Annotated in this window: 14 protein-coding genes and 1 pseudogene; all 15 read left to right on the top strand. The window is 45.2% G+C overall.

The window, feature by feature from the left end:
- The first annotated feature begins 510 nt into the window (after positions 1-510).
- The 15 genes and pseudogenes from ND16A_RS09530 to ND16A_RS20225 all read left to right on the top strand — a co-directional run bounded on the left by ND16A_RS09530 (position 511) and on the right by ND16A_RS20225 (position 22967).
- Positions 511-3723, top strand: coding sequence for a DUF11 domain-containing protein (locus tag ND16A_RS09530; protein ID WP_033077561.1), 3213 nt, complete (start codon positions 511-513; stop codon positions 3721-3723).
- A gap of 19 nt (positions 3724-3742) precedes the next feature.
- Positions 3743-4222, top strand: coding sequence for a DUF11 domain-containing protein (locus tag ND16A_RS09535; RefSeq protein WP_033077560.1), 480 nt, complete (start codon positions 3743-3745; stop codon positions 4220-4222).
- Between the two features lie 107 nt (positions 4223-4329).
- Positions 4330-5631, top strand: a complete 1302-nt coding sequence (locus ND16A_RS09540; protein ID WP_033077559.1) for a hypothetical protein — start codon at positions 4330-4332, stop codon at positions 5629-5631.
- 43 nt (positions 5632-5674) lie between these two features.
- Positions 5675-6823 (top strand): DUF11 domain-containing protein, encoded by a 1149-nt coding sequence (locus tag ND16A_RS09545; RefSeq protein ID WP_033077558.1) that lies wholly within the window; start codon positions 5675-5677, stop codon positions 6821-6823.
- 38 nt (positions 6824-6861) lie between these two features.
- Positions 6862-12981, top strand: a complete 6120-nt coding sequence (locus tag ND16A_RS09550) for an OmpA family protein (RefSeq protein ID WP_033077557.1) — start codon at positions 6862-6864, stop codon at positions 12979-12981.
- A 298-nt stretch (positions 12982-13279) separates the two neighbouring features.
- On the top strand, positions 13280-13525 hold the full coding sequence (locus tag ND16A_RS09555; RefSeq protein WP_033077556.1) for a DUF6364 family protein: 246 nt from the start codon (positions 13280-13282) through the stop codon (positions 13523-13525).
- Positions 13522-13935 carry a PIN domain-containing protein gene (locus ND16A_RS09560; protein WP_033077555.1) on the top strand — a complete coding sequence of 138 codons (414 nt, stop codon included), beginning with the start codon at positions 13522-13524 and terminating at the stop codon, positions 13933-13935. Before ND16A_RS09555 ends, ND16A_RS09560 begins: the two co-directional genes overlap by 4 nt.
- Positions 13936-13990: 55 nt before the next feature.
- Positions 13991-14089: pseudogene (locus ND16A_RS21995) on the top strand (hypothetical protein); the annotation flags it as partial.
- 586 nt (positions 14090-14675) lie between these two features.
- Positions 14676-15023: an SH3 domain-containing protein gene (locus ND16A_RS09565; RefSeq protein ID WP_033077554.1), complete on the top strand. Its 348-nt coding sequence runs from the start codon at positions 14676-14678 to the stop codon at positions 15021-15023.
- A gap of 130 nt (positions 15024-15153) precedes the next feature.
- Positions 15154-15732: a hypothetical protein gene (locus ND16A_RS09570; RefSeq protein ID WP_033077553.1), complete on the top strand. Its 579-nt coding sequence runs from the start codon at positions 15154-15156 to the stop codon at positions 15730-15732.
- 27 nt (positions 15733-15759) lie between these two features.
- Complete coding sequence (locus tag ND16A_RS09575) at positions 15760-16293, top strand: hypothetical protein (RefSeq protein WP_052073061.1); 534 nt, start codon at positions 15760-15762, stop codon at positions 16291-16293.
- Positions 16294-16310: 17 nt separating this feature from the next.
- The gene (locus ND16A_RS09580) at positions 16311-18542 is read left to right on the top strand and encodes a hypothetical protein (RefSeq protein WP_152593856.1); all 2232 of its coding nucleotides are present in this window, start codon (positions 16311-16313) and stop codon (positions 18540-18542) included.
- On the top strand, positions 18529-21660 hold the full coding sequence (locus ND16A_RS19930; RefSeq protein WP_160173505.1) for a tetratricopeptide repeat protein: 3132 nt from the start codon (positions 18529-18531) through the stop codon (positions 21658-21660). The genes ND16A_RS09580 and ND16A_RS19930 overlap by 14 nt, the downstream gene beginning before the upstream one ends.
- Positions 21647-22426, top strand: coding sequence for a tetratricopeptide repeat protein (locus ND16A_RS0119185; protein WP_081945562.1), 780 nt, complete (start codon positions 21647-21649; stop codon positions 22424-22426). Before ND16A_RS19930 ends, ND16A_RS0119185 begins: the two co-directional genes overlap by 14 nt.
- Positions 22419-22967: a hypothetical protein gene (locus ND16A_RS20225; protein WP_052073059.1), complete on the top strand. Its 549-nt coding sequence runs from the start codon at positions 22419-22421 to the stop codon at positions 22965-22967. Before ND16A_RS0119185 ends, ND16A_RS20225 begins: the two co-directional genes overlap by 8 nt.
- Positions 22968-23076 lie beyond the last annotated feature (109 nt).

Genomic DNA, 23076 nt, shown 5'->3' with positions numbered 1-23076 from the left:
TATACCTCAGCGCGGTAAAAAAACTTACCTGCGGTAATCACGCGAGAATGAATTCCCGCCAACCAAAATCATCAATTCTCGCCAACCAAAACAAACAATTATCGTCTCCAAAATTAAAAAATGGTTGGCGTGTTGGGAGCTAAAATTGGAGAGGGCTTTAACCTAATATTAAAGTTTTTAACATAGAAAATTCATAACAAAAAATTAATATTTCAATCGAGAAAAATTCGTGAGGAGCTCTTTTCTAAATGTTTGATTTTGTGTTATATTGCAATATATCTGTAAGCTGGTTATACCAGTCATTAACAGATATACAGTTTAACTAAAAAATAACAATAAAAAGACTCGTTCGAACAGTTAACGACCTTTCTATTAAAAGCCCATTTTAATTGGGCTTAAAGTTGTTTGTTGGTGAATTAAGTGCCACGGATTTGTGTGCTTTTTCGCCTTTAATTAATGTTGTTAATTTAATGGAGTTATTCTACTTGCAGAGCAGTAGAATGTAATGGATTGAAAAGAAATTTAGCAATAATAAAAATAACACTAAATTTACTGCAAAAATGTTCACGTTTTGGCTGTAGAATTTTTGCACCCTTTTTTCTATTGTTTACGCTATGTTCTTTCCCTGCCTTTTCAGGTACTGAAGTAGAATTAAGAGACGAACTTGGCTGGGCTGGCAATGGTAACTTTGTCGGCACGGCGGGCTCATTTCGTACATCTGCCACTCAATGTGGACTTACCACTTCGGCCACCGGGCAACTGCATGGCATTCCGGCCGGTGCAACTGTAGCCAAAGCCCATCTTTACTGGGCATCATCCGGCGTAACACCTGACTATACGATAACCTTTTCGGGCAGTTCGATAACTTCTGAAGTAAATGCAGCTGCTGATCGCCAGTATACCGAAGTGATAAAAGATTATGATTATCCTTATTTTTCGGGGGCAGCCGACGTTACGGCCTTAGTGCAAAGCATGATAGGTGTTGCCAATGGTGGCTCCTACTCGTTCACCTTAACCGATTTAAATATACAGCAACCACCAAGCTTATGTGGTTATTTATTGATGGCTGGCTGGTCATTAATTGTTATCTATGAAGAGCCAAATGAACCGTTAAGACTGATCAACGTATTTGAGGGTTTTGACGAATTCTGGAATGAATCACTGACCTTAACGCCAAAAAACTTCCGGGTACCGGCGAATGCTGATTTGCCTGGCGCTGGGGTCAATCGCGGCAAACATGCACACATTACCTGGGAAGGTGATGAAAACAGAACCGATGTCGATGAAAATTTAGTCTTTGAAGGGCAAGCATTAAGCTTTAGCCCGATTAACCCAAACAATAATCAGTTCAATTCCACCATTGCCGATGAAACCTTGTCTTCAACTACCTGGCAAACCAATGTATATGGAGTAGACCTAGATATTTACGACATTACGTCGTTAGTAAGCGCAGATGCTATGCAGGTAACAACGGTGTATAAATCGGGTGAAGACATGGTGCTGTTAAGTGCCGAAGTGCTCAGTATTTTAAACGTAAATGTTGCCGATTTGGAAGTTATCCAAGGGGTATCTGCAAATCCAATCTCGTCTCGCGATACAAGCGCCGAGATCAGAGTCGTTATCGATAATCACGGGCCTTTTGCTACTGCGGGTAATTTAACCGCAACGGTATTGCTGCCAACCGATTTAACCTTAAATGGCGCAACTACATTTAGCAGCAATGGCTGGAGTTGTACGTTAACTATTGCGCCTAGTACCATCGAATGTACGCAATCTGTCAACTATGCCAATGGCAGTCAAGATTATTTTGATGTCCCTGTTTCGGTCAGTGCAAGCGCAACAACTAATTTTTCTGTCGATGTCTCTATTCCGGGCACCGTTGACGACCCTTATCCAATTGTTGGCGGCGAGTTTGACAACGTCACCAGCAATAACAGTCAAACCTTTAGTTATACCTTGTTAAGTGGCGACCTCTCCACTTCAACAAAATTTTATACCGATACCAATGCTGGTGTTGCTGAAGCCGGTGACCAAATAAAGTACACCATTACCTTAACGGAAACTGCCGGTTATGATGTTATCGGTGTTTCGATAGTTGACAACATTGTTGCTGATTTAGAGAATCTCAACATTACCTTGTTACCTGCAGGCGCAATGGACAACTCAACTGCAAGTCAGGTTAATATCAGTAATATTACGGTGCCAGCCGGAGCTGAAGTTATCATTGAATACACGGTTGATATACTAGACGCAACGTCCGCTGGCACAGTGATAACCAATACCGCTACCCTAAGTTCTGCCTATATGGCCAGTGATGTTGTCGTAACCAGCAATTTCACAGTGATCCAGTTAACCCCGTTAACCACAATAAAGCAGCTGTATTTATGGGGCGATAATACGACGGCAACCAATGCTGCCTCTAGCACTACGCGGCCACATTTATCACGCAACCCGCCTACCAGTGACAATGGCACCATAAGCATTGCAAGAAATGCTGGCAGTGCAAATTGTTTAGCCAACTTAGCGGCAAATTATTGCCATGTGTGGACCTTAGACCCTAACTTGGTGACTGACTTTACCGTAGACCTGGTGAACTTAGAATTGTATCTCGACCGTACTGGAAATTGGCGTACCGGTAATGTAAATATGGGCTTTGCCTTGCTCGATGACAATAATAATATCGTTGCACAATGGAATCTTGATGGTAGTCAAGGCAATACATGGATTAGCAGCAGCCCGGGCTTAGAGCAATTTTCTTTAGTTGTTGATACTAACTTCAACACTTTAGATCCTGCCCTGGATAAAACCTTAAAGCTGCTGGTACAAAATAATGACGTTGACTACGCTTTTAATTTAACCCCGTATGTTAATGGCAATCAAATATCACAAGTTCAAATTGACACCCCAACGGTGATTGCTGTCGATCAAATTAATTTTTTCAGCACGGCATACGTTGACGGACAAACTAGCACCAGCGGCAGTAGCGCGAGTAGTATTGAACCCGGAAATACTATGTATGGTAGGGCTATCATTAGCGATCCATTTGGCACCTTCGATATATCATCAGTCGATTTTATCCTCACCGATAGCGCCTCAGCAGTAAAAACACCTCTGCTTTCACAAGCGCAAAAAGACAACGTCACAGTAATCGATTTAACGGCAGCACAAGTCATGGTTGAGTTTTCATACGATGTGCTATTAGCCGACCCCCAAGGAAACTGGCAAATACAGGTGACAGCAAATGAAGGTAGTGAAGGTACAATTTGGGATATCGAATTTGCCACCATCCCGGTCATTATTCCCCCGGAACTCACCGTTACCAAAGAAGTATTTCTGTTTTCTAATCCGGGTACGCCAATTGTGCAGGCAAAAATTGGTGATTTATTGCAGTACCAAATTCTAATCGAAAATAACAGTGAGGGTGATGCCGAAACCGTCAGTGTCAGTGACAATATTAGCCCGTACAGTGCTTTTATTTTTAATAGCAATAATAGCTTAGACGATAGCCTCATTTGTCTTGATTGCGCCGCCGCGGGCTTAACTTATGTTGAACCAAGTTATTCCGCCAATGATGGCATTAGTTATACCCATCCGGTGGTTATTACTCAAGATGGTACTAACAACAATATCGATGAAAATATTACCAATTTTAAACTTGATTTAACCGGCTCTTTTGTGGCCGGCGATAGCATTATTTTTACTTACCAGGTCGTGGTTAAGTAATTATTTAATAGGAGTAAAAATGAATATATTGAAAAAACTGATCGCATTTAATCTGGCCTTGTTGCCATGCGTATTAATGGCTGCGCCTAAGGTTGAGATTCAGCAAGTCGTAGAAAAAGACCTGATAATTGAGCAAAACGGACAGCAAACGACCCAGCGCGTTGCGGCAACCGAAATTGCCGCCGGTGAAACCTTATTTTTCACTTTGTCTTATCAAAATTCCGGTGATGAAATCGCCACCAATGTGGCCATCGATTCACCGGTTCCACCAGGAACCACATACGTTTTAGGGAGTGCCGCAGGAGACGGCACACAAATTTTAGTGAAAGTGAGCAACGATACGGAGTATCAAGCTGCTGACTCTGCCACGGTAACCATTAAAGGAGGAGAAACAATATCTGCACAAGCTAGTGATATCAGTGCATTGCGCTGGGTTGTTAAAGATATTCCAGCAACTAGCACTGGTCAGGTAAGTTTTCAGGTTGTCGTTAATCAATAACACCATCGCCGAAAACAAAACTAGCTAACCTGCCTTTATTGTTATCAAAGGCAAAGTAAAAATTTAACAGAAACAACAGAAATTTAATTAAACAGAGAGGTAAGGTTATGAAAAATAATAACTTAAAAACCAAACTTACTACAGCCGCGGCAATAGTTGCGATGACTGTAGGAGTGAACCAGGCATTTGCAAACACAAGTGCTAAAACGACAATATTCAACAAAGTAGATGTCACCTATACTTCCGTTAATAGTAGCACACCAAAAACGGCGACAGATGTAGTAAGTGTTGATGTCGCCTTTGTTGATGCTGCTGCAATTTTAACGCCTTCAGAATTAACGGATGGGTCTCTTAGTGGCCTTTATCAAACAATCTACACCATTGATGCACAAGCTAACGGCTCCAGTGACTATCTTCTCTCTTCAACTCCAGTTGAAGGTATAAACATTGAAGCTAATTCGGCATCGTCAAGTCTTCATTTAGTGACTAGCGCAACCGATGCTGTTACCGCTGCTCCGGTTACTGGAGTGACTCTAGGTAGTGCAGTAATAGTAGACATAAATGATACAACAGACACCTTAACTTTCCCTGGCGGTACTTTAGAAGGGTTTGCTGATGATGATACTGTTGTTGTTTATGTTAGTGGTACAGCCACTGTATTTGAAGTTGTCAGCTTTGTCGTCGGCAATGCTCCAAGTTATAACGCAGGCACTGAGGTATTAACTGCAGAGATACAAGATACCATGGTATTAAGGACCGTAGGTGGTGGTGCCGCTGATTTATCAACGCTATCTGTAGGTGACGTTATTGGTGAGCGTAAATTTTTACGTCTAGATACAACGGCCATTAACTCACATGATACGGATGATGGCATAGTAACTGCAGATTTAAATGTTGAAACGGATGAAGCTGGAGATGGTAGTGGTGGTGGCTTAACTGGCACAGGTGCAGATCAAACATTAACCTATAAAGCTTCTAGCGTAACGGTTGACAAATTGGTGAAATTATCAACGGAACCAGATACCAGTTACGCTATTACTGTAGCCGATGGTGCGTCTCCTGGTAATACCCTTGATTATAAAGTAACGGTATCAGTAACAGCTGGTTTAGCAGAATCATCTGCGGTGACAGTCACAGATATTTTACCTCTTTACACTAAATATGTTCCTTTATCATTAGCTGTAAATTATACAAATACACCTGATACTTTAGATGCCGATGCAACAAACACTCTTGATGTTGTTTCAGGTACACAAGTTGAAGGTGAGTATGATGATAATGGCACCGCTTCAGACTACACAGATGACACGATTGTAATCCATTTAGGCAATGGTGCAACGACTTCAGCTGGTGGTGTTATGAAGGGAAGTGACGTGGTAACCATTACTTACTCTGTAACCGTAGACTAATTCAAATCTATTTTAAGTTAATAACAATAACAAGGAGTAGAACATGGGATTATTAAAAGTAAATAAATGGCTGAAACTTTGTGCCATTATTGCTGTTGGCATACTGTTCGTTGATACCGCTTATGCCAGCACCGGTGCCCAGGCTACCATACATTCGAGTGCAAAACTGACTTATAACGGTGGCTCGGCCTATGCCTCTGCCACGGTAAAAGTCAAACTGGTTGCGGCGGCTATAGATATTAGTGTCAATAGCACCACGGCTACGGTTGAGGCCGGGCAAAATGTGCAGTTTACCTACACCTTTGCCGCCAATGCCAACGGTAAGGACACTTATACTTTAGCCACAGAAAACCTGCAAAACGATGGCGTAGATACCCCTACCATCAGTTTTGCCGGCGGCAACTCGGTTGAGCTTGGTGCCAGTATTATGAGTGCGCCAATGGACAGCAATAATGTGTTGAAAATACCAGCCGCTACCCAGGATATGTTTGACGATAACGACATTATACGTTTATCGGATGGCAACGGTACTTACCCAGGTACCTACCGGGTGATATCTCGAACTGCCGGAACGATTGCCACTACCGACGGTAACGGTAATACCATTCCGGAATCTCCGGCGCTAATCACCCTGCAAACGGTAACTGGCTCTGATCTGACCAACGTACCGGCAGGTGTGCAGATTGGTGAGGTGAAAGATGTTGTAGTAACCGTTACCACGGGTACGGTGAATGGTGGTGCAGCAAATCCAGCACATACCATTAATTTCTCGGTTACCTCTGACACCGATGCGAATGCAAAAAGCACCACATCAGACGGTGGTAACAATGAGATAGTGATCAGTGTCACCGTACCTTCAACCTTGGTATTTAGCAAAGAAGTGAAATTATCGTCGGCAGCTGACAGCACCTATGTGACTTTCATGGAAGCAAGCCCTGGCGATGCTCTAACTTATCGTATAACCGTATCGAATAATTCAGCGGCAATAGTAACCGGTGCAAAAGTGATGGACGTAATTCCTAACTTTACCATTTATATTGCTGACTCGATTGAATTAAACGATGCAGCTTATAGCGGTGACTTACCTTGGTCGGTAAACACCATGCCGGTAAAAAGTACCAATGCGGTAAACGATGGCGATATTCTTGCCAACGAAACTGCCGTGGTGACTTACCAGGTAACGATCAATTAGTGCTTAGCTCTAATTGAACGCGATACGTTAGATACGGTATGAAGTTGTTACAGATTTTGTTAACCACAATGAAAAAGTTTGCTGGCGTTAATGCTGGTGAAACGCTTTTGTGTGCAACAAAGTCTGTAACACTTATTGGTATTTTAACTCAAATTTTTAATGGCACAGTTAACGGAATAACTAACACCATGTACAATAATTTAAAGCAGAACATAGGCAAAAGCATGCATGCCAGCGTGCTTTTGCCTATGTTTTCGCTCATGCTTATATTAGGCGCTTTGCCGGCAAACGCTGCTGATCGCCTTGCGCAAAATGGCGAGCAAGTCACCAATCAGGCGATTTTAAGCTTTAATGGCGGTGAATTAACGGCAGAAACCACGGTTAAAGTGGTGTTTACCGAGAGCCCGAACAAAACCCCGTCAATTATCGAGTTTTATCAGTTTAACTCTGTTGATAACAACAATAGCACCGCCTTTGATCTTGAGCTGTTGCAATACTCAAGCAATGGTGGCGAACTTGGCCCTTATATTGACGATAATTCGCCGGTGCCAGCCGGCTCTAGAGCCATAGACCATGACGACTTGGTGTTTCCAACCACGCTTAACTTAAATGAAACCAGCAGTTACGCGCCGGCCGATCCGATATTCATAAAGGTTACCGATTTAGATCAAAATCGCAATGACGCGGTTAAAGAAACCATAATTATTACCATTTCTACCGATCTGGGCAGCGATGCCGAGGTGCTCATACTCACCGAAACTGGCGTCAATACCGGGGTGTTCATTGGTTATATTGCTTCTATCTATAGCAGTAGCGAAGATATTGATGGCCGTTTAAGTGTATTACCGAACAGCAGAATTGAAGCCAGCTATACCGACCGCTTCGATCAATCGGATGTGTCGGCGACCGCGGCGTTAATTGACCCGTTCGGGTTTATTTTTAATTCGGCTACCGGCGAGGGCATTAATGACATTGCTATCACTTTAATCAATGCCGACACCGAACAGCCGGCCGAAGTGTTCTCCCCTGATGGCGTTACGGCTTACCCTTCGAGCATCGTGTCCGGTCAAGAGGTAATAGATAGCGCTGGCAATATTTACCAGTTGGGGCAGGGGGCTTACTACTTCCCGTTGGTCGCTGCGGGCAATTACCGTTTACAAATTGAGACTCCCGATGGCTACCTGGCAGGGCCAACCAGTAAAACCGATGAAGAACTAGCACAATTGAGTAATGGTGACGAACTCACTCTGGTGCTTGGTTCTCGCTTTGAAACGTTTGCCGTAGTGCCTGGCCCGGCACTAGAGATAGACGTACCGATTGACCCGATTGCCACCGACCCATTTATCAGCAAACGCAGCAACAAATCCTCTGCGGCACTCGGCGATTTTGTCCAGTTTACGGTTGAAGTCAGTAACCCGTCGATATTAAGCCCTAGTGATGCCGACATCATCATTGACACCTTGCCCATTGGTTTTCGCTACGTCAAAGACAGCTTAACCATTAATGAGCAAGTGGTAGACAACCCACAAATCAGCGACGATGGCCGCACCATGCAAATTGCCATTAACGCGGTGGATGTTGAAGACAGCTTAACGGTGAAATACGTAACGCAAGTCACCGCGGCCACGCCATTAGGGCAAGCAATCAATGTTGCCGAGCTATTGTCACAGCAACACCGTGACGCCAGCGCATTAGCGTCATTGACCATAGTGGAAGACTTATTCAGCTCGAAATCGATTTTAATGGGCCGGGTTATCTGGGATGACTGTAACGCCGATTTAGACTCGCCCATCGAGCAACGCCCAGGTGTTCAAGGCGTACGTATCTATATGGAAGACGGTACCTTTGTCAATACCGACAGTAACGGCCAATGGCACATCGAAGGGGTGAAACCGGGAAGCCACGTAGTACAACTCGACGTTGACAGCCTGCCGGATCACCTGGAAGTGGTGGAATGTACCCAGAGCAGCCGCCGGGCCGGCACAGCGTTCTCTGAATTTGTCGAAGTGCAGGGCGGCACATTGTGGCGCACTAACTTCCACTTGCGCCAAAAAATTGCCGCGGTTGGGCAAATGCGCATTGAGCAAAGCATCAGCACACGCCAAACCTGGAAAGTAGAGTTGCAGGTAAACTTTGATCATGACAAATCGACAGTGAAAGCGCAGTACTACCCGGAAGTACAAAAACTCGCCGAATACTTAATCGCTAATCCCGACTCTAACGTCACCATTACCGGCCATACTTCAACGTTAGGCTCGTCAAAATACAACTTTAGGTTATCGCATCGCCGTGCCACGGCTATTGCCAAGGTGTTGGCGGCAGAGTTTGCTATAGCACCAACGCGAATTGCCACCAAAGGTTATGGTGAAACCCGGCCAATAAACTTAGCCGAAGATGAACAAGCGCATGCCGATAACCGCCGTATTATTGCCATTATCAGCCACAATCCAGACAGCCAGTATGCCCCGAAAAAGCTGCAAGTTGAATTGGCAGTGAATTTGGACCTTGATACGAACTCACGCCGTAACCTGCACAATGTAATGGCCTCCTACCAACCGCCAGTGGGTTGGAAACTTATGCCAGGCACGGGCCGGGTTAATGGTAAGCAAATTCCGCCACAACAGCGCAGCGCCGATAACAGCCAGTCCAATAGCCAGTCCAATAGCCAAAAGAGCAGCCAACAGACCCGTCATAATGACACCATCATTTGGCCGTTAACGAACGAGAAACAGCAAACGGTGGCATTTACCTTAACGCCAACCGCAGAGCTTGAGCAGAGTATCGATTATAGCGGTGTTGCCCGGGCCCAGGTGAGTTATCAACTGCTAAACAGTGATGATGGCAATACGGTTCACACAACCGGCAGCAGTGATATTTCAATCACTAAGTTATTATTGGCAAAAAGCAACCAGGTGCAATTTGGTGAGCCCAATGCCAGCAACACTTATCGTGGCGAAATGTTATCCAAATCCAGTTCAACTTCTGCCACTGGTACTGCTTATGGCTATCAGGTAAGTCGCCAGCAAGTACTGGAAAGCGCGAAAGTGAAAGTTGATTTGACCCCGGGAATACAATCCCTGAGCGATGGCCAGTACGTATCTCGTACCCATACCGCGATACGCTTTCAGTTAGACTCACGCTTAACGCCAGTGCTTAGCATTGACAATAAGCCAGTAGCAGAAGACAGACAGGCGTTTAAAGCGGTCGACAGTGAAAATGGCATTACCAGCTATAACTACATTGGCGTAGAAATTGGTGAACAGGGTGAACATACGGTAAAACTGCAAGGTATGGGCCCATTTGGCAATGCCCGTTTTACTGAAGAAATAACCGTAATTCGTACCGGTGAAGTGCAAAAAGTGCGCTTGCTAGCCAGCGATGGCAACTTTGCCGATGGCAAAACGCCAGTAAAAATTCAGTTGGGCTTACTCGATAACCAGGGCAACCACATTCCGGCCGAAGTGAAATTAACTCTGGAAAATTCCGAGTTAAGCCCGTATGAAAGCGAGTACGATAGGGCCGTGCTGGAGAAGAAAACCGATCAAATTACCATGTCGCCAGATGGCACCGTATTATTTAACCCGGTCGCCAAGGCGGGTATGTACAACGCCGAAATCATTTACGATGACAAAGTCTCTGAAAAAATTAAATTTTACGTGAAACCGCATTTGCGCGACTGGATCTTGGTCGGTTTTGCCGAAGGAACCCTTGGCTACAACCATTTAACTGGCAATCAACAAGCATTAACGGCGAATGATTTTGAAAACGACTTGTACCAGGACGGACAAGTGAAGTTTTACGCCAAAGGTAAAGTCAAAGGCGATTGGTTATTAACCATGGCGTATGACACCACCAAGCGTGAAGACGAAGAGATCTTAAATCAAACCATTACCCCGGGCGCTTATTATACTTTATATGGTGATGCGTCTACTCAGGAACACGATGCGGCGAGTCGAAAGAAGTTGTACTTACGTATTGAAAAAGATCAGTACTACGCCTTATTTGGTGATTTTAACACCGGCTTAAGTGCGGCAGAGCTGACCAGTTACAACCGTAACTTAACCGGGGTTAAGGCCGAATATAATGGTGAGCATTACAATGTCACCATGTTTGCTGCCGAAACCGAACAAGCCTTTGTGCGCGATGAAATACAAGGCGAAGGGGTTTCCGGCCTGTATTACTTAAGCAATAACGATGTCTTAGTTAACTCTGAAACCATCACCATAGAAACCCGTGACCGTTTCCAAAGCCAGGAAATTATTGAAGAGCGACAATTGTCGCGCTTTGTTGACTACAACATCGACTACGTCGCCGGTACGTTATTCTTTAAACAGCCAATTTTTAGTCGCGACAGAGAAAACAACCCGATTTACATCGTCGCCGAGTATGAAACCGAAAGTGATACCGGCAAGGACGATTTAGTCGCCGGTGGTCGAGTGGGCATTATTCTGCCGGGCTTCAATGGTGAAGCCGAGGCCGGCGAAGTGGGCATTACTCATATCTCCGAAGGCGATTCTGGCCGCAGCGGTACCTTAACCGGTGTCGATGTTAAATATAACCTGAGCGAGCAAGTGCGCATTAGCGCCGAAGTGGCCAGCAGCGATACCGACTTTGAAGGGGAGGAGCACAGTGGTGAAGCCTATATTGTTGAAGTGGAACACCAGGGCGAGCAATTAGACGGCAAAGTCTATGTGCGCGAGCAGCGCGCAAACTTTGGTTTGGGCCAGCAAAGCGAAAGCGAAGAAGCGATGCGCAAAGTGGGCACACAAGGTCGTTACAACTTTACCGACGAGTGGGAGCTTGAGGTAGAACTGTTCCAGCAAAAAGACTTAGCCACCACCCGCAAGCGAGATGTGGCCGAAACCCGCATTGAATACGATGAGAAAGATTCTAATTACTATGCCGGCTTGCGCACGGCCAAAGACAGTGGTGGCGCCAGTAGCCAGCAAGAGCAGAAATCTGATCAAATCATTCTAGGTACCCGACAAAACTTCTTCGATAACGACTTAACGCTAACCACAGATTTTGAGAATACCTTCTCTGATGATGAAAACCAGGATTACCCAACGCGCATTCGTGTTGGCGCCGATTATGATATCACCGACGCCATTACCTTAAATGCCGACCAGGAGTTTGCCCAGGGCGATGAAGGTAATGAGCAAATGACATTGTTAGGGGTAACGGCAAGACCGTGGACCGGGATGAACATAGGCAGTAGCCTGCAACAAGATCAAAGCGAAAATGGCGACCGGGTGTTTGCCAATTATGGTTTATTCCAAACGATTGAGTTATCGCCGAGCTGGGACGTAAATTTTGGTTTAGACCGTGCGCAATTACTAAGTGATGACAGCAAAGCGGCGAACACCCCGGCTAACACCCAAGAGAGTCCGGATGATGAAACCGACTTTAATCAAGATAATATCAATTCGGAAGACTTTACTGCGGTATCTCTGGGGGCCAATTACAATCAGGACGCCTGGGGCTGGGACAGCTTATTAGAATACCGCACCAGTGACATGGACGATAAGTGGAATTTGCTCAGCTCAACCGTGCACGATTTAGCCGAAGGTATTGTACTGGCAGGTAAAGTTGAGCTAATGACTTTAGATTCAAACATCGACGATAATAACAGCTTAACCAGTAGCATCAGCTTAGCTTTCGCCTACCGTCCTATTGTCAGTCGTTGGATAGTGCTTGATCGGCTGGAAATTAAATATGACGAAGACGAAACGGAATTTAACCGCTTAAAAAGTCGTCGCTTGATCAACAATACCAACGTTAACTATTTGCTCGATAACGACACCCAAATAGCGCTGCAATACAGCTTTAAGTACGTATTAGAAACCATCGATGAGGAAGAATACGACGGCTTTACCGACTTAATTGGTACCGAGATTCGTCACAATCTCAGCCCCCAGTGGGACTTTGGTGTACACGCCAACATGCTTCATTCCTGGGATGCCGATATAGTCGATTACTCTTATGGCGCATCCATAGGCTACAGCCCGGAGAAAAACGTATGGGTAAGTGTAGGCTTTAACATCGACGGTTTTGAAGACGACGATTTCAGCGGCAGCGAATACACTGCCAAAGGCGCCTTCCTGCGTTTTAGAATTAAAGCCGACCAGGAAACCTTCAAAACCCTCTTCGGCGACTAACCCGAACGCGAGGTTGAAACCCCGCCAACCAAGAGCTACTCGGTTGGCGGGGTTTCAACCTCGCGTAATTACCGCAACGCGGTAACAAAAGCAAAAATAAAACAGGGCTAACCACGCCCCACGCCCTTACGCGAGACTGAAGTCCCGCCAACCCAACTTCCAGGTTACCCAGAGAAGGAGCAAGAAGCAGTCATGTTCCTGGTTCCTAAGCCGAAAATCGAGCATTGGTTTGACACTGCACAACTTATACGTATACTTATATTTAATGGGTACGTATATTGATTGGAGGGAGGCAGTAATGCAAACAAAATTAACCTTGAGTGTAGAAGAAACACTTATCCAACAAGCTAAAAGTTATGCCAAGGCAAATGGCAAGTCAGTTTCTCAAATTGTGGCAGAGTTTTTTACCGTTATCTCGTCTACGTCAACCGATAACCGTAAAGTGAAAGCAAAACCAGTAACTGAAAAGTTGTTAGGCTGCATGGCTACGTCGAATATTGATGAAAACGATTATAAAGAGTATTTGCAAAGTAAATACAAATGAATATTTTATTTGATACAAATGTTCTTCTTGATGTGTTGCAGCAGCGCAGTAATTTTGTAGATAATGCCGTTCAACTTTTTAATGCCGTTGAAGAGTCTACGATTAATGGCTACATATGCGCAAATTCAATATCAACCATAGCGTATTTATTACAACGCCATAAAGATAAAAAGTTTGCTGTTAAAAATATTGGCTTGCTATTGGAAATGTTTGAAATAGCCCCAGTAAATCGAATTACTATTCAAGATTCTTTAACCTCGAATTTTACTGATTTTGACGATGCTATTATTTATAACTCGGCATTACATGTTAATGCCAATGGTATCGTTACTCGTAATGTAAAAGACTTTAAAACCGCTAAAATAAACATCTATCAACCACATGAATTAATAGCCGCTTTAGCGACATAGTCCAAAAAAATACTGAGCAGAATTCAATTATTAATGATCCAAGACAAAATGGAACGTTGAACATACCTTGTCAGAGATTCTGTTTCTTGCCGTTTTTGCTGTTATTGCTGGCGTCGAAGGATGGGAAAAGATAGTTCAGTACGTTATTATATAAGCTCAGCAAAACTTAGCGCAAGTCCTTACTGGACAGTATATTTTGCAATCTTCCCATGCCCGGTTACCCTATGGTTGGCGGGGTTTCCAACCTCGCGTAATTAGCGCAAAGCGGTAACCAAAATCAGGGCTAACTCCGCCCTAACGCGAGACTGAAGTCCCGCCAACCAGGACAAAAAATTGATCAATCAAGTTATTTCTTGCTAAGTAACTAAACCGTAACCGTTTTTTAATATTCTGCCGAATTTGAACTAATAATGGTTGTAAATTGCTAACTAAAAAATAATTGAAAAGCTCGCTACGTCAATACCCTAAAGGAATGTGCGATTTTGTTAACGGTATGTAACCGAATTGTTATGTATTCGAAAAAGATTATTAATTAGCGGCTTTTTACTGTTTTAACGTTTAAAAAGGTGCTAGTTTTAGCGCTCTGTTAACTTTCTATTAGCTTGTGTATTCGACAGATTGACAAAGCTATGCTTGAATTGAAGTATTCATTTAGAAATTAACCGCAAGAACCTCTGCTTAGCTAACCGGTTTTTTGCCCGGGTAAAAACTAAAATAATAACTAAAGGCGCTAACATCCTATGCATTTATTACTGCAATTTTTTAAATCTTCGTTATTAACCGCTATTTGTCTTTTATCAATGGCTTTTTCGGTTAGTGCCGAAAGCAATCCCAAGGTACAGGTTGCCACTGCATTTATAAACATGCATACCGGCCCCAGTGCTGAGCAGCCAATATTTTATGTTGCCGAACAAGGCGAATGGATAACGGTTGAGTCTCGTCGTACCGGTTATTTTAAAATTATTAGTAGCGACGGCACCGCCGGTTGGATAAGTTTTGCCGATATGGCCAATACTCTGGACGTTGACGGCAATAAAGTGGTGATTACCCCTGCTGGCCTTGCCGGTATATTAGCTAAATTTGGCTGAGCTAGGCGTCAGTCAAAATGCTTTTAATAGCGAAGTGAAATACGAGTGTAAATTATCAGTGTTGGCAGTAAGCAGACACTCAAGAATAAGAATAAATTATCGCCTGAAATAGGCAACAAAGGAGCTATACGTGGTGAATGTGAAATCTAAAGTGTGTTTGTTGGCGGCTATGCTGGCTTTTAGTCAAGGTGGCGTAGCAGCAACACAAGGCAGTGAAACCGATATTATTGAGCCGGTAATTGCCCGGCAAGCGATAGACGTTGATTTGCATTCGGCCGATTGGGAAATTGGCGTTTTTGCCGGTGCAGTAAATTTAGATACCGGCAGCAGTAATGCGGTAACCGGCGGCCGTTTTGCCTACCATTTAAATGAGAATTTTTTTGCCGAGCTTTCTTATTCAGAGACTAACCACACTCCTGCAGTAAAATATTTCAATGGCGTACTCGGCTATAACGTTCATCAAAATACCTTTATTGCCTCAAACCTTAGTGCCAAGTCATCAATATTTTTCGTTGCCGGTATTGGTGACATAGAAATTGAAGGCAGCAGCTTAAATAGCGTCGTTGCCGGTGCCGGTTACCGGTTAATGATTACGGACTCTTTTTCGCTACGGTTTGATTTACGTGGTCATGTTCATCATGAATTTGGCAATGATGATGAGTGGGCGATAGATACCGAAGCAAACGCCGGTGTTGCGTATTTTTTCTAAGCCCTAATTGAATTAACAGGTAATTGCATGAAACAACTTATGAAGGCCAACTCTACCCTTGCCACCTTTTGGATGGCGCTTTTTTCCATCAGCACTTTTTCCATCAGCGCTGCGGCGGCGGAAAATGTCGAGCAACAATTACAACAGTTAAAAGCCGATGTGGTGGATATTGCCAGCGAGTTGCAGTTGCTGGAAGAGCAAATGCTATACCCGCAAACTGAACAGCTGGCGGTGTATGTATCGATAGATGCGGGCAACAGTTTTACCCTTAGTGCAGTTAAGTTAGTCATTGATGGCGAAAACGTGGCGACCAGCCAGTATGATGACATTCAGATAGATGCCCTGCAGCGCGGTGGTATTGATCGCATGTTTATGGGCGAAATCGATGTTGGCGAACATGTGGTTACCGCGTTCTTTAGCGGCACCGACAGCCAGGGCAATAAGTTAAAACGCGGGTTGAGCACAACGGTGCACAAAACCAGCGCGGCCAATGCGCTAGAGTTAAAAATAGGCTATAACGCTACCGCCTTGCAACCCCAGTTTGTTGCTGTAGAGCTGTAATGCGGATGAGAGTTGCGATGAGACAAGCACAGACAAGCCAGCCTGTTAAGCAAACAAACAGGGCCGGTATCGGCAGCAGTATAGGTACCAACTTAAGTAAAAGTGGCATGTTAACTGTTGGCTTTGTTGCCTGTTTAGCGGTGAGCACGTTGTCGCCGTTAACGACCGCCTTTGCTAAAACCAATGCCCTTAGCGCTGAAACTAACAAGGCTGCGACTGCAGAAAACCTTGTCCGCGTCAGCAAAGGCATGGCCATCTATCAATATTACCAGGGCAACAACTTTGCTGCGTTAACGCAGCTGGCAATAAATCACAAAAAAGCCATTGTTGATCTTAGCGGTAACAGCGAGCTATTCAAAGCCGGCCTGCAATTGCATTTTCAAATGGATATGGCCGCCGACGATATATTTTCGCAGGAGCAGCTACAACAAGCGAACGTCAGTGGTAACTTGCCGTACCGCGATTTGGTCTATTTAAGCTTTGCCAAAGCGCTGTATAAAAAACAGCACTACCAACAAGCCAAACAAGCGCTTGCGCTAATGGGCAATCATTTAGCCGCACAACATCAAGACGATTATCATTTTTTAAACGCACAATTGTTGTTAAAATTTGGTGACATTAATGGCGCCAGTGCTGCACAGCAACAGATCGGCGCGGCCTCGGTATACCACCGTTATTTAGCCTTTAATCAGGCAATGCTGTTAATTGCCAATGAACAAACCGAACAAGCAATAAGCGCCTTAGCCAAGGTGACGCAGATCCAGCCGCCAGTGCGAAGCAAAGCCGATGGCGATGAAGAACAAGCGGTTATTGAAATCGTCATTACCGACGAACTTGAAGCCTTGCTGGATAGAGCCAATTTGGCCCTCGCGTATTTATCGCTTGAACAAGGCCAAAATCGCCAGGCCATTGACGCCTTTAAACGGGTCAGATTAGACGGCATTGACAGTGAAGCGGCAATGCTGGGTTACGGCTGGGCAGCGGCCAATAGCGATGATTATCAAACCGCGCTGATGGTATGGCAACAATTGAGCAGCCACGAGCTGCTTACCCCTTATGTCCTTGAAGCGTATCTTGCTATTGGTTATGCGTATCAGCAATTGCACGACAGTAAAAGCGCCTATGCCGCGTATCATCTGGCCATTACTAAATTTAACCAGCAGCAACAATTGCTCACTGCAGAGTTGGCAAACATTTATGGCAGCCCAGCGGGTAATGAAGATGGCATTGACGATACCCAGAGCGTGAGCAACGCAAGCAACGATTATATTTTGTCTTTGTTACAGCCAGTAAAAGCTAAAGTAACAACCACAACGGCTGGGTTAAGCAAACCTTCGCCTGGCAATCTTATCGGCGAACAGGTTGGATTAGTGTTACCGCCAACCATTAACACCTTTGCGGTGGTTGCCAGTAATGAATTTCAGCAACAGCTTGACGATTTAAACAGTGTCAATGCCAGCATCACTCTGCTTAATGACTGGCAACAGCAACTGACGCAACTGGCGGATAAATTTTATGGTGAAAAGCCACCGGCTGCTACCCGCGAAACTTCAGTAACTGCAGTAACGACGGCAACATTTACGGCAACCTCGCCATTGAGCCAGGCAGACGAAAGCCAGTTGCGCGCAGCGCAATTGGCAGAGTTAGCGAGTAACTACCAGGCCAGTAATGCCAAATTGAATCAACTGGCATCCGTCATGGTTGGCAAATTGTTTAAAGCCGACCCGGTTTTGGGCCAGCGACAGCAATTACAGCATTCATATTCACAGTACCAGAGGTTAAGCCGCAAACTAGCCGAGCAGCAACAACATGACAACTACCCGGCTTTAAAAGCCCGCTTAGACCGACTTGCTGGCCTATTGTTATGGCAAATTGGTGATTACTATTTAGATAATGATGGCCAGCGTGCTAAATTATTCGCCAATAATGCCGCGCTAAAGCTGCAGCAATCGCAACAGTTGGGGCTATCTCCGGTGACCGATATGCAGTATAACGTTGCCAATAAATTGGCGGTTGCCAGCAGCTTGCAGCAGCGGTTATTGAGCAACTTGCAAACCAGTTTAGCGCAGTCTTTGGCCGAGCAACGCCATGGTTTAGCGACTTATCTGGAGAAAGCGAAAACCGCAATTGTCCAATTGAATGACGAAGTGTTCATTAATCAACAACACATTGACGAACTCAGGCAACCAATAAGCTCAGATGCAGAACCCGCAAATGAATACGACGAAGGGGCTAATGATGAATCATAAGCTATTGGCGCTATCGATCAGTGCCCTGTTGAGTACCACCTTGTTAAACGGTTGTTCGTTAGTGGAGCAAGAGCCGGCACCGGCAAGACAGCGTAGTGCCACTTTGGCCAGCCTTGAGTTAAAACCGTCAGCAGAAGTGAAAATGGAATTGCCGAGTCTTAGCCTGAGAGAGTTAAATACGGCCTATAAAGAGTTGCTTAACAGCGTTAACGACCCGGTAATACGCGCACAAGTTCAGCAGCGTATCGCGGTATTGGATGTGCTGCAAGGTGAACAGGCGCAAATGTACGGCAGCATTGAAGACAACGACTATTATCGTGATGCGATTGTGACCTTAGAAAGCTTTATTGAACAAAACCCACAAGGCGAAGGCAGCGACAAATTATTATACCAACTGGCCAAGGCTTATGACCTGCAAGGCGAGCAAGATAAAAGTTTAGTGGTGATTGAACGCTTAATTACTGAGCACCCAAACAATGAGTTTATGCTGGAAGTGCAATTTAGGCGCGCCGAGATTTTGTTTTCAAAGCAGCGCTATGTTGCCGCCCTGACCAGCTATGATTATGTGATAAACCATAATGTCGCGGATGATGAAAATGTTGCCCGTGCGCTGAACCCGTATTATAACATTGCCAGTTACATGCGCGGCTGGAGTTATTTTAAAGTTGAGCAACATCAGCAAGCATTGAACTCGTTCAGTGCCATTTTAGATAAGCTAATTCCTTACAAATTGATGGCAACTTCGAATAGCCAGGCCGAGTTATTAAGCCAGTTAAACCGCAAAGATCACCAGCTCGTTAGCGAAACGTTGAAGATCATGACCTTGATTTTTTCCAGTAACGAAAATGATTATGATGGCCAGGCCATTAGTCGTCATTATCAGCAATTGGGGCAACGTCCGTACGAGTACCTTAATTATCAATTACTGGCTGAATTTTATTTAACGAAACAACGCTATAGCGACGCTGTTGCGGTATACAACCAATTTGTCAGTGTATACCCTAACCATCAGGTAGCACCGCTGGCGTCGATAAGCAAAATGGCCGTGCTTGAACAAGGCGGTTTTCCCGGCGAACTGGCCGAGGAAAAACAGCGTTTTGTTGAGCACTATCAATTCGACCACGACTATTGGCAACAGGTAAATCCGAGAGCCAAAAATCACACCAAAGCACAAGTGACCCCGGTGTTGGTTAATATTTTGCGTGAGTTGTCGCAAGATGCCCATGCTAACGCTCAGCAGCAACGTCGATTACTGGCGAGCGGCGAGCATACGGTAAGTAAAACCGAGCAAAAAGCATTAGTAAAAGCCGCGTACAGCGATACTGCCCATTGGTACCAGACATTTTTGGCAAATTTTCCCCGTACCATTGCCGCCAGTAACATTAAGTTTTATCTGGCCGAGAGTTTCTATGAAACCGGCCAATACCTCAAAGCGGCTGAATTTTATCAACAAGTAGCCTATGACCAGGTGACTGCGGTTAATGACACTGCGGCAATTGCCGGCGCTGCCAGCCAGAAAGCGGGAATTGGGGCGAATGAAAACGTTAGCCAAAATAAGGAAAGCACGGTAAGCCGAGCCGCCAAACTTAACGATGCCCCGGCTCCGGTTATCGATGAGAGTGATATTGAACTCGTTGATTATCGCAGTGAAGCCGCTTATGCGCTTATTCTGCTCTATGATAAGCTGCTTAGCGCTGAGACCAACCAAGCCAAAAAAGCCGATTTATTGCTTGCACAATTGGATGTTAAAGCCCGGTTTGTTGCCACTTTTCCCGGAGACCTGCGAACTTCAACGGTGCAACAAGACTTGTTTCAGCAATACTTTAAAGCCGGCGAACATAAACATGCTATCGATTATGCCAAACAAACCCTTAACAGTAATAGTGAGTTAACTGCGGAGCAGAAATTATCAGCGTTGCTGGTGATTGCCCACAGTGAATTTTATCAACAAGATTACCCGGCCGCCGAGCTAAGCTATCAGCGGGTATTGGCAAACTTAGCAACCACCGATAATCGTTATGCCGACATGCAAGACCGTTTGGCAGCGACGATTTACCGTCAGGGTGAAATAGCGGCCAACGCCGAACCGGCAGATTTGGCCTTGGCCGTAACACAATTTGCCCGAGTGTTAAGCAAAACCCCGGACTCAAAAATTCGTCTCAATGCGCAGTACGACATGGCCACGCATTTGTTAACGTTAGGGCGTTATCAACAGGCGATAGAGCAACTGCTGGATTTCAAACAGCGTTACCCAGAGCATACACTGAGCAATACCATAGCGCCGAAACTGGCTTATGCGTACCAGCAAAGTGAGCAATGGCAGCAAGCTGCAGCGTATTTAAAAATGAGTTGGGCAGTGCAGCCAAAATCGGCTGAAACCAGACAGTTTTTATGGTTAGCAGCACAAACCTATCTTAAGGCCGGCAATAAAGCTGAAGCACTGGACGCCTACCGTACCTATGCACACACCTACGCAGCACCATTTGCGACCTTAGTGGAAGCGCAATTTATGATGAGTGAATTTTATCGTAAAGGCAGCGAACACAGTATCAGCAGCAATGGCGAACCGCGAAAGTATAAGTTTTGGCTACGAAAAATGATCGATAGCGACCGTAATGCTGACGAGCAGCGCAGTGAGCGCTCGCGCTATTTAGCGGCGCAGGCATCGCTATTTTTTGCCGACGAAACCATGAGCAATTTTAAACGCCGTAAACTCACTCTGCCGTTAAACAAAAGCCTGAGCAAAAAACGTGACTTGCTCGAGCAAACACTAACCGCCTATAACAAAACGGTAAAATATCAGGTGGCCGAATTCACCACCGTTGCCAATTATCGTATTGGCGAGGTGTACAGCCAGTTGTCGAAAGATTTAATGGCGTCAGAACGGCCGGATAACCTGAATGAATTAGAGCTTGAGCAATACGACATATTACTCGAAGAGCAATCGTTTCCGTTTGAAGATAAAGCCATCGCCGTGCATGAAGCGAATGCCAGACGCAGCGTTGATGGCACCTATGATCAATGGGTGCAAAAGAGCTTTCGCGATTTAGCCCAACTATTGCCTGGCCGCTATAACAAAGTCGAACAAATTGTTGAGGTAGTAAATGAAATTTATTAATCTTTGTTGCACGCCAACCACTTTAGTTACATTGAGGGTAGAGACATTGCGGAGAGCCCCGAAGGGAGTTATCGCATTGGCCCTGGCGCTAATGATAGCTGGTTGTAGCACCTCACCAGAAGTGGTTGAGTTACCTGGTGCGGCAGAGCCGCAGGTTGGCGAACACGTCCAAGCCGGTGCCGGCAAAACCGTTGACGCGAAAACAGTCGATCCCAAAGCGGCAGAACGTCAACGCCTGTTAGCATTACCCAACCTGTACAAACAAGGTGCGGTGCCAGTGCCTGCCGTAATAAAGGCCAGCGTTAACGCGGCGTTAGCATTAAAGGCCGATGGTGATATTGCTGGTGCAACGGCACGTTTAACCGCCATCAGCGCGGCTAACCGCAGCTTGTCTGGGGTAGCACTGCACCTGGGCGATATTGCCCTTGAATCTGGCGATATTGAGCAAGCCACTCGCTATTACCAGCAAGCCACTCATGCCAATAGTAATAACTATTTTGCTTATAACCGCTTAGGCAGTGTGTATCGCCGCCAGGGGCAATTTATGCAGGCAAAAGCGAGTTACCAGGCGGCACTTGCCAGTTGGGGCGGGTTTGCCGAGGCACACTTAAACCTGGGCATTTTATTAGACATTTATTTAGGTGAGAAACAACAAGCCTTGGCTTACTACCAAAGCTATCAACTTCTTACCGATGAGAAAAACCGCAAAGTAAAGGGCTGGATAGCCGATATTTCAATGCAACTGAGGGCTGTTGATAATGGTTAATAACATAGTTAATAACACGGTAAATCAAGCCGCCGCAACGGTTGCGACTGGCGTATTTGGCCTACTTGGCTCTTTGCTTTTGTCTGGTTTTGTTGGAGCAGCACCAATGTTATCTGAGCAGGAAGCAAGCAGTGAACCAGTGCTAGAAACAATTGACGTTAACAACAACGCCATACCTGGCAAAGCGTTAACGACGACGGTTCCTAGTCAAGTTACTAGCACTACTGCTGCTAGCGCTCCTGTTGCCAATGGGCAACAAAGTAGCGATGACGATAATACTGGGCAACTGGCAAAGGGCGATGAGCCTCAAGCTAAGCAAGTTGCGTCAACAATCCAAAAACGTTCGGTGATCACGCTTGAATCAACCATAGTGGGTGATAAAGAGCAGCCAACCGTTTTAACCCTGGTGCCATGGCAAAAGCCAGAGCACGAAAGTGTAATATCGAAACCGGTTAGCCGGCAAATCGAAATGAAGTTTACCGCGCTTGAGGTGGACAGCCTGAAGCGTGAACTTCACTATTACCAAAAATCTAAGCAGTAGCATTACGACGAAAGCGCAAAGTGCTTGTACCAATACTGTAACTATTATTTAAAATTTAACGCTTTTTACGCCCTTGGCAAAATTAGCAATACAACACAAAAAAGGCAGA

Source organism: Thalassotalea sp. ND16A (genome assembly GCF_000764205.1).
In the GTDB taxonomy this organism is placed as follows: Bacteria; Pseudomonadota; Gammaproteobacteria; order Enterobacterales; family Alteromonadaceae; genus Thalassotalea_A.
Note: the sequence above shows the minus strand (reverse complement) of the source record. Positions and strands in the feature narration are given on the sequence as shown.